Source organism: Shimwellia pseudoproteus (genome assembly GCF_016415625.1).
GTDB lineage: Bacteria > Pseudomonadota > Gammaproteobacteria > Enterobacterales > Enterobacteriaceae > Shimwellia > Shimwellia pseudoproteus.
The window spans coordinates 1-8,499 of sequence record NZ_WBXP01000079.1; the positions used below are offsets into that span (position 1 = coordinate 1).

Below are 8,499 nucleotides of genomic sequence, written 5' to 3' on the forward strand. Positions count from 1 at the left end.
TTGAACTTTTGCTTTGTCACAGGATGTCGCTACAGGGTCAGGAGTGTGGTGATCTGATCCTAATTTCGGCTAAAAGTTCGATTTATTCAACAAAGCCACTTTTGCTTTGTCACAGGATGTCGCTACAGGGTCAGGAGTGTGGTGATCTGATCCTAATTTCGGCTAAAAGTTCGATTTATTCAACAAAGCCATTCCATTTAGTACGCAATTATTAAATGGTGAGCGAGATCGGTTATTAACTGCTTCCCCTCCGCGCCGCTATTATGCTCATGCAGCCGGACGCCTGGCAAAATTGATTAAAACTATTCGTGATAAGCATCCGGAAGATACGGTGACGGTGTTGTCGCACAGCCAGGGAACCATGATTGCACTGGCCGCGGCCGCAATCGAGGCACCCGATGCACTTTTTATCATGAACTCTTCCTATGCGCTGGATAATGAGCTAACGACTTATATCACCTATCCGGTTAATGAGATTATCAGTAAAGAGGCCAGGGAAGCCACATTTGCCGATATTGTCAAAAAAGTGGCAGAAAACAGAATGCGTTTAAAACGGCAGGGATATGAGCGGTTACTGGCCGGTAGCGACGGTGAAGGGGATAGCTGGAGCCCTGCCGGTAAAGCCCATGGCGGTGTGCCGGAGCGTGATAACCACGGCACAACCTGGATCTACTGCAATCCTCATGATCGTGTTATGGGCTTATCATCGCTGCGCAGTATCGGTTGGCAGGGGCTGCCCAATACCCCCGATAGCAAATTTACTGAACCTCATACATTGTTTAAATCCGCCGGTGACACGTTGTATGTCCGTATGCTGGCGCGTAACACTCCGTGTGGTGCGGAGCCCAATAGCCAGGCTCACTTCAGCGATTTTGGCGATGGCAAGCCATTCTGGGACAGCACGGAAACATTCCTGCAGAGGCTGGCCTGGCCTAAGCCCGCGAGGGGGCAAAAATTGACAGTCAATGGGCCACGGGTACCTGAACCTCTCACGGCCGAAGAGCTGAAAGATTTTGACCAGGATTACCCCAGTAAAGAGGCACAAACGGGGCTTACGGGCTATGGCTATGGACAAATAGATCCCAGGAGGAATGTACCCATTGATGCTGATTACCACTACTATATTTCTCTGTATGGCTATTTTGACCAAAAAATGGTTCGCAAAAAATATGAATCTGATGATATCCATATTCCGGGGCCAGGGTCTAAAGATGATCGTATTAGCCATGAAAAACAGTCCCTGAAAGAAATGATAGAAGATGTGCGTACTTACGTTCAGCGCCCCACTGATCATAGCACCTTGCCGATGGATCAGCGTTTTATGAGTCGAGTTGTTGCCTATGATTTACCGGTGGGGTATTGCTGGCATTCATGGGATAGAGAAAGCCTCGCAGAATTGCGCCGTCAGGCAGACTGGCTAGAAAGTGATGATTATTACTGGACAGGGAGACTGAGTATTCCACCGATGCCAGCCTTAATAAGAAGGCAAATAGCAAACGACGCACAGGAGAAGAAATCGAAGACTCTCGGGCGTTTTCGACGCAAAAAATAACAGAAAGCTGTTGATGTTAATATATCTAATAATCGTCACAAGATAACTATCCAATAAAACTTACCTTGTAGTATGGTCTGTCGGTCAATAATGGCATTTATTTATTAGGATGACTGCTAATGGGCTATGTTATTTACGTGCGTCTATTCAATTGAATTCAGTATTGTTAATGTATATATGTTGGTTGGATTGTTTATTTTTACATGGTGATTAGTGACTGGATAAATATCACTGTGTTCAATATAAGGTTTTATAAACGGAGATTAATGAAATGGGAAAATGTGTTGTGATCCTTGGCGATATGACTTCGCATGGAGGGAAGGTGTCATCGGCCTCATCAAGTTTTGAATTATCCGGTAAAAATGCTGCGCTTCTGAATGACGTCGTCACTTGCCCCGAGCATGGTACTAATAAAATTATTGAGTGTGATATGTCTGCGTATGATGAAAATGGACGAGGGATAGTGTTGCATGGCAGTAAAACGCAGTGTGGGGCGACGGTAATTGCGAGTTTGCGGGATATGGAGATTGAGTGATGGGATGGTCTGTACCCGAAGTACCGATAAAAGCTTCACCACCAGCCTGGTCTCCCTGGCCCTGTGTATTGATTATCATCATGGGACTTTTTATATCACTGATTATTGTTGTGCTGAATTCTCCGGCGGATGGTTTACTGCCGTTGACTAACCGCTATTGGCTGCCTTTAGCAATAAGCACTATTGCCTGGATCCTGATAGCCATCACGATTTATCTACTTTGGTGGGAAATTCAGGCTGTTAGCGTCTGGAACTGGAACACATGGCGCGATGAGATGCATCAGGCGTGGCGTCATCATGCACATCAACACCTTGCCATTGTTCATCATGTACTGATCACTACTGATTCACGTGCTTTGGCGCGTCTTGCTGGAGTGATAAAAGAGGAGGATGGTGAAATATCTGTATTAACCATACTTCCCGATGGGCCTGTTACTCCGGGAATTTCTCGTTTTGAACAACTTAGTCGTTTTCTTATTGCTCAAATTACACCATTTTTGTTTCAACGTTATCCCGCTGGCAAATTAAGGATAATTATTCAGACCTCCGGTATAGATAAAAACAAAGAGTTACAGATGTTTATCAGGAACTGGGGGGCAGAGTCATACCCATGGCAAGTGGACATCTGTCTTCAGAATAATGAATTACCGTTCAATGACTGGAATCAGAAGCTTAGCCCAGGACATATACCGGTACTCATTCTTGCACTTCATTATCGCCAGTCGGATGAAATATTACCGGAGTTCGTATGTGGATTATTCTTGATGCCGCCACTATTGCTGCGGTCCACGGAGCAAAAAAACGTATTGCGTTTATTTCGTGCAATGCCCATGAATAACCATGCACTTGCTGCAGAGTTGCAAGAGTTACAGAGTATGGTTCAGCTGCCATCGGATAAAAAATATTTGGTCTGGTATAGCGGCATGGCAACTGCACCAAGTCAGTCACTTAGTCGGGTGCTGGGGGAATTACCCATTTCGCTTTACGAGAATATCGGCACCAACGGGATAATCGATTACACCGGTGCGTACGGTGGCTATGGTGCGCTTGCTGGATGGCCAATGATTGCCGCGGCTGCAGATATGGCAGCTTATGGCCCGGAGAACCAATGGCTATTATTGGAGGATAAACAGGATGCCTGGGCTATCGCTTTAGGCCACAACACTGCCGTTTCAGAACATAAACCGATGGTATCACTGCCACCTTTTCCAGCAGGCTCCATTCTGATGGCAATTATTCTGAATATGGGATTGTATTACGCCACGATTCACTCTTTTCCTTCTCTGGCATTCTCCTGGTGGGGGCTCTGTGTATTATTGCTGTCACTTGCCGTGACCTTACCTGGTATCGCTTTAATGTTGCGATATATCATTGCCACTTTGCAGCGGCAACGATTTATCAAAGCGGCACAATAGTCCGCAGAGGAGCCCTGCATGAAAAAGACGTTGTACTTCTTTGGCGTTTTTCTGTTAATGCTGGTTATTTTATTTTTGATAATTTTTGTTTTTACACAGGCAAATCAGAATGCTCCAGAAAATGGAGAGGATACCTTCTGGCATGCTATTACAGGTGCTATTTTTATCACCGGATTATTGTTTACTACGGTATTTTTCCTGCTATTCAGAAAAAGCACCGGTTCACCGGTGATGCCTGATGGCATGTGTCCAGATAATAAAAATAATATCTCAGATCTATACGATTTTTCAGCACTTAATAAATATCTCTTACATCGCTATTCATTATTCTGGCGCCGGCATGTTCGTCTGTTGTTAGTCACCGGTGAAGATGCGGCCATTGAACAATTGGTTCCGGGGCTGCTCGCCCAGCGTTGGCTGGAGGGGGAGCGTACTGTATTCCTCTACGGCGGTAGCCTGGCGGCTGAAATTGACAGCGAATATTATGGGCGGCTGCGTAAACTGCGCCGTTATCGCCCACTGGACGGGATTATCCGGGTGCTGGAGGACGGCCACCTCCTGACGCCAGAGACAAGCGATAACGACCTGCGCGGGCTGGAAAAAATCGCGCTGGCGTTACGTTATGCAGCCCCGATCTGGCTATGGCAGTTATGTGAGAGTGAATGGTCACAGGCGGGGCGCCAGGCGCAGTCCGTGGGTATTTTGCTGCCGCTGCGGGCGCCAGGCGCAGTCCGTGGGTATTTTGCTGCCGCTGCGGGCGCCGCCAGAACAGGTGGCCGCGCAACTTGATATGCTGGCGCCGAAACTGCGCAGGCTGGGTATCGCGCAGATCGCGGAACAGCGCCACTATGATTTCTTGCTGCGTCTTGCCCGGCAACTTGAACAGGGCGGCGGCCTGTACTGGAAATCCTGCCTGGCCCCGTGGCTGTATCGCCCCTGGCAGCGTATTCCGCTGCGCGGGCTGATGTTCAGCCTGGCGGATAAACCAGCACCCGCCTGCGGTGATGCAGCCAATACCGTACTGAGAGCGCATCAACATGCCCTGACATTACCGGTGACCTGGCAGGGGATTGTCGATGACTGTCGCCGGGTTCGGGGGCGCCGTGTTGGCCTGGCCCGGGAGCGGGTGCTGGCCTGGTGCATCATCGCGATGATTGGTCTCTGGGGGGTCGGGCTGCTGCTCTCGTTTACACTCAACTACCGGCAGATATCTGCGGTGGCGGCGCACGTTCAGGCACTGGCGCCAGGCAAACCGGTTTCTGATGGCCAGCTAATGGCGCTGCATGCGCTACGTAACGATGCCGGACGGCTGCAACATTATGCTCAGCACGGCCCCCCCTGGTATCAGCGCTTTGGTCTTGACCATTCCCGGGCGCTGCTGAGTGCTATGCTCCCGTGGTATGGCGCGGCTAATCACCGCCTGCTCCGTGACCCGGCCAGTGAGGTTCTGGCGCAGAAGCTGGCCGTCCTGGTGGCGTCGGCACCCAACAGCGACCAGCGCGCCCGGCTGGCGTTAGCCGGTTATGATCAATTGAAAGCCTGGCTGATGATGGCCCACCCTGACAAAGCCGATAGCGCATTTTTCACCCGGACCATGCAGGCACTACAGCCAACCCGGGCCGGGATCTCTGCCGGGCTGTGGCAGAGCCTCGCGCCGGATTTATGGGCATTTTATATGGCTGCATTACCGCAACAGCCCGGGTGGAAAATCACCCCGGATGCAGGGCTGGTAGGCCAGAGCCGCCAGGTCTTGCTACAGCAGATTGGCCGCCGTAATGCAGAAAGCACCCTTTACGACAATATGCTTGCCTCGGTACGCCGTCACTTTGCCGATCTCTCACTCGACGATATGACCCGCGGGACGGATGCCCGCCGATTGTTCACCACCGCGGAAGTCGTGCCCGGTATGTTTACCCGCCAGGCCTGGGAGGGGGGCATTCAGGAGGCAATCGACAAGGCGGCTAACGCCCGGCGGGATGAAATTGACTGGGTGCTGAGTGACAGCCACAACAGGGTTGCTGCCGATCTCGCGCCGGAGGCGCTAAAAGAACGTCTCACCCAGCGTTACTTCACGGATTTTGCCGGGAGCTGGCTCCATTTTCTTAACAGCCTGCGCTGGAACCCGGCCGCCAATATTGCGGATGTCACCGATCAACTGACGCTGATGAGCGATATTCGCCAGTCGCCGCTGATTGCACTGATGAATACCCTGGCATGGCAGGGGCAGGCCGGTGAGCGGCGAGCGGGGCTGTCGGACACCATTATTAAATCCGCCAGAGATTTGATTACCGGACAGGAGAAACCGGTTATCGATCAGCATGCTGCTGGCTTGCGTGGGCCACTGGATGAGACTTTTGGGCCGTTGCTGACATTAATGGGGAAACAGAGCGCCAGCAACGCAGTATCAGCCGACAGTAGCCTTAGCCTCCAGACCTATTTAACCCGAATCACGCGGGTACGGTTACGTTTGCAGCAGGTGGCGGGGGCCGCGAATCCCCGGGAAACGATGCAAACCCTGGCCCAGACCGTGTTCCAGGGGAAAAGTGTCGATCTGACCGATACCCAACAATACGGCAGCCTGGTGGCAGCAAGCCTGGGGGAAGCGTGGCGCGGCTTTGGCCACACTTTGTTTGTCCAGCCCCTTGCCCAGGCCTGGGAGACGGTCCTGCAACCGTCGGCCGCCAGCCTGAATGACCGGTGGCGCCGGGGGGTGGTGGCGAGCTGGCACACGGCCTTTGATGGCCGCTTCCCCTTTGCGGCAACGAAAAGCGACGCCTCACTGCCTATGCTGGCCGAGTTTATCCGCAAAGATAGCGGGCGTATCGACCGGTTTTTGGCCACAGAGCTTAACGGCGTATTGCACAGAGCAGGCAGCCAGTGGGTGCCGGATAACGCCCACCGCCAGGGGCTGACGTTTAATCCCGCATTCCTTGATGCCGTGAACCAGTTGAGTGCGCTGGCAGATATTTTATTCACTGACGGCGGCCAGGGGATCGGCTTTGAGTTGCAGGCCCACCCGGCACCGCACGTGGTAGAAACCCGGCTAACTATCGACGGGCAGCAACTGCATTACTTTAATCAGATAGCCGACTGGCAGCCATTCCGCTGGCCGGGGGACACATGGAAGCCGGAAACTATGCTGACCTGGACGTCAACCCGCGCCGGTGCGCGTCTGTTTGGGGATTATCGCGGGACATGGGGCTTTATCCGCTGGCTAAGCCAGGGCGCGCATGAGCAACGTGACCACAGCCAGTGGATGATGCGCTTTACCTCCGCCGATGGTCGCACGTTACAGTGGGGGTTACGGACCCAACTGGGGGATGGCCCCCTCGCACTGTTGGCATTGAAGGGGTTTCATCTCCCGGATCAAATATTTAGCCTGGACGCGTCTGCCATTGCCGACGCACCGGCGAGACGCAACAACGCAATGATACAGGGAACGAAATAATGGCTAAATTACGGCACCTCATCCACGCCTGTGGCGCTGATGAAAAAATCTTATTGCGCGAGGCGCAGTTACAGCATGCGGTCTGGGAAGGCTGGTTACGGCCCCTTGATGGTACGACACTCGCCGGGGATGACCCGGTTTATTACGATGCGTTTCGCGGTATTCGTGAGGAAGTGAATAAGCTCTCCGGCATTGATACCGAACGGATTTGTCGGCTGTCAGAAGCGTTATTGCTTAGCATCAGTAAGGATCTGCGGGTGATCACTTTCTATATATGGGCGCGTTTGCACCAGGATGGGGAGGCCGGGTTTGCCCAGGGGATTGCGCTGCTGTCGGCGATGCTTGAACGGTTTGGCACGTTGCTGTATCCCCTGCGTGCCCAGAGCCGCAAAGCCGCCCTGGAGTGGCTGAGCAGCAAGCGGATGACTGACAGCTTATCCATGTACCCGGAGGTGGATATGTCCATGATGCAGCGTATCGCCGGGGGACTGTTGCTGTCTGAACAGATATTCCAGACGTTTGATGAAGACGAACGCCCGGACCTGGGGCCGCTATATCAGGCGCTGGACAACCGGCTGGCACAAAGCGGCGGCGCCACTTGCCTGGTGCCGCAAACCAGCCGTGAAGGGAATGGCCCGGCCGCGTCAGCGCCTTCAACTCCCGAGATAAATGCCATTACGTCAGGGCGCGATTTGCTCGATCAGGCCAGGGTGCTGGCGACGTATTTGCGCGAACAAACCGATGGCTGGCTGGCCGGGCATCATCTGCTGAAGAGTGTTCGCTGGGACACGCTGACGGCGCTACCGCCGCTGGATGCTGCCGGGCGCACGCGTCTCGATCCGCCGCGGCCAGACAGCCGGGCACAGCTTAAACGTTTATATTTGCAAAAAAACTGGCCTGAGCTGCTGGCCTATACCGATACCTTATTCGCCCAGGGGGTTAACCACCTGTGGCTGGATGTGCAGTGGTATACCTGGCAAGCCTTGATCCAGTCTGATGCCGATACTGTGCGTGCCACTATTATCTGCCATGATCTGAACGGGTTGTTGTCCCGCCTACCGGGGCTGGCGTCGCTGGCATTTAGCGATGGGACGCCATTTGCTGATGAAGTGACCCTCAACTGGCTTAATCAAACCGTACTGGATGATATGCCGGAATGGCAAGCAGCGCCGGTGGCGGCCAGTGCTGAAGATGTATTAATCCTCGAGCCCGAAGTGTTGGCCAGGGCGGATGGCGAGGGTATTGAAGCGGCCCTGAGCTGGCTACAGGTCCAGCCGGGTTACACCGCCTCCCGTGACCAGTGGCTGATGCGTCTGCTGATGGCCCGGGTAAGTGAGCAGTATGGGAAGAATGAAATGGCGCTGCATCTGCTGGCGGCCCTCGACACCAGTGCCGGGGTACTTACTCTGGCGCAATGGGCCCCTGCACTGGTCTTTGAAGTAAAAGCCCGCAGGGGCTTTGTTGAATAAATCGAACTTTTAGCCGAAATTAGGATCAGATCACCACACTCCTGACCCTGTAGCGACATCCTGTGACAAAGCAAAAGTTC

At 53.1% G+C, this 8,499-nt stretch carries 4 protein-coding genes and 1 pseudogene; all 5 read left to right on the top strand.

Translation table 11 applies throughout. The features are described 5' to 3' along the window. The first annotated feature begins 190 nt into the window (after window positions 1-190). The 5 genes and pseudogenes from F9C28_RS19145 (at window position 191) to tssA (ending at window position 8,419) form a co-directional block, all read left to right on the top strand. Window positions 191-1,552 (top strand): T6SS effector phospholipase Tle3 domain-containing protein, encoded by a 1,362-nt coding sequence (locus tag F9C28_RS19145; protein ID WP_456299973.1) that lies wholly within the window; start codon window positions 191-193, stop codon window positions 1,550-1,552. A gap of 271 nt (window positions 1,553-1,823) precedes the next feature. Then, a complete protein-coding gene (locus F9C28_RS19150; protein ID WP_199016865.1) occupies window positions 1,824-2,087 on the top strand; it encodes a PAAR domain-containing protein in 264 nt (87 codons plus the stop codon). Continuing rightward, on the top strand, window positions 2,087-3,502 hold the full coding sequence (locus F9C28_RS19155) for a hypothetical protein (protein ID WP_199016867.1): 1,416 nt from the start codon (window positions 2,087-2,089) through the stop codon (window positions 3,500-3,502). Before F9C28_RS19150 ends, F9C28_RS19155 begins: the two co-directional genes overlap by 1 nt. An 18-nt stretch (window positions 3,503-3,520) precedes the next feature. After that, window positions 3,521-6,950: pseudogene (locus tag F9C28_RS19160) on the top strand (ImcF-related family protein). Continuing rightward, window positions 6,950-8,419 carry a type VI secretion system protein TssA gene (tssA, locus tag F9C28_RS19165; RefSeq protein ID WP_199016866.1) on the top strand — a complete coding sequence of 490 codons (1,470 nt, stop codon included), beginning with the start codon at window positions 6,950-6,952 and terminating at the stop codon, window positions 8,417-8,419. The pseudogene F9C28_RS19160 and the gene tssA overlap by 1 nt, the downstream one beginning before the upstream one ends. Window positions 8,420-8,499: the final 80 nt, after the last annotated feature.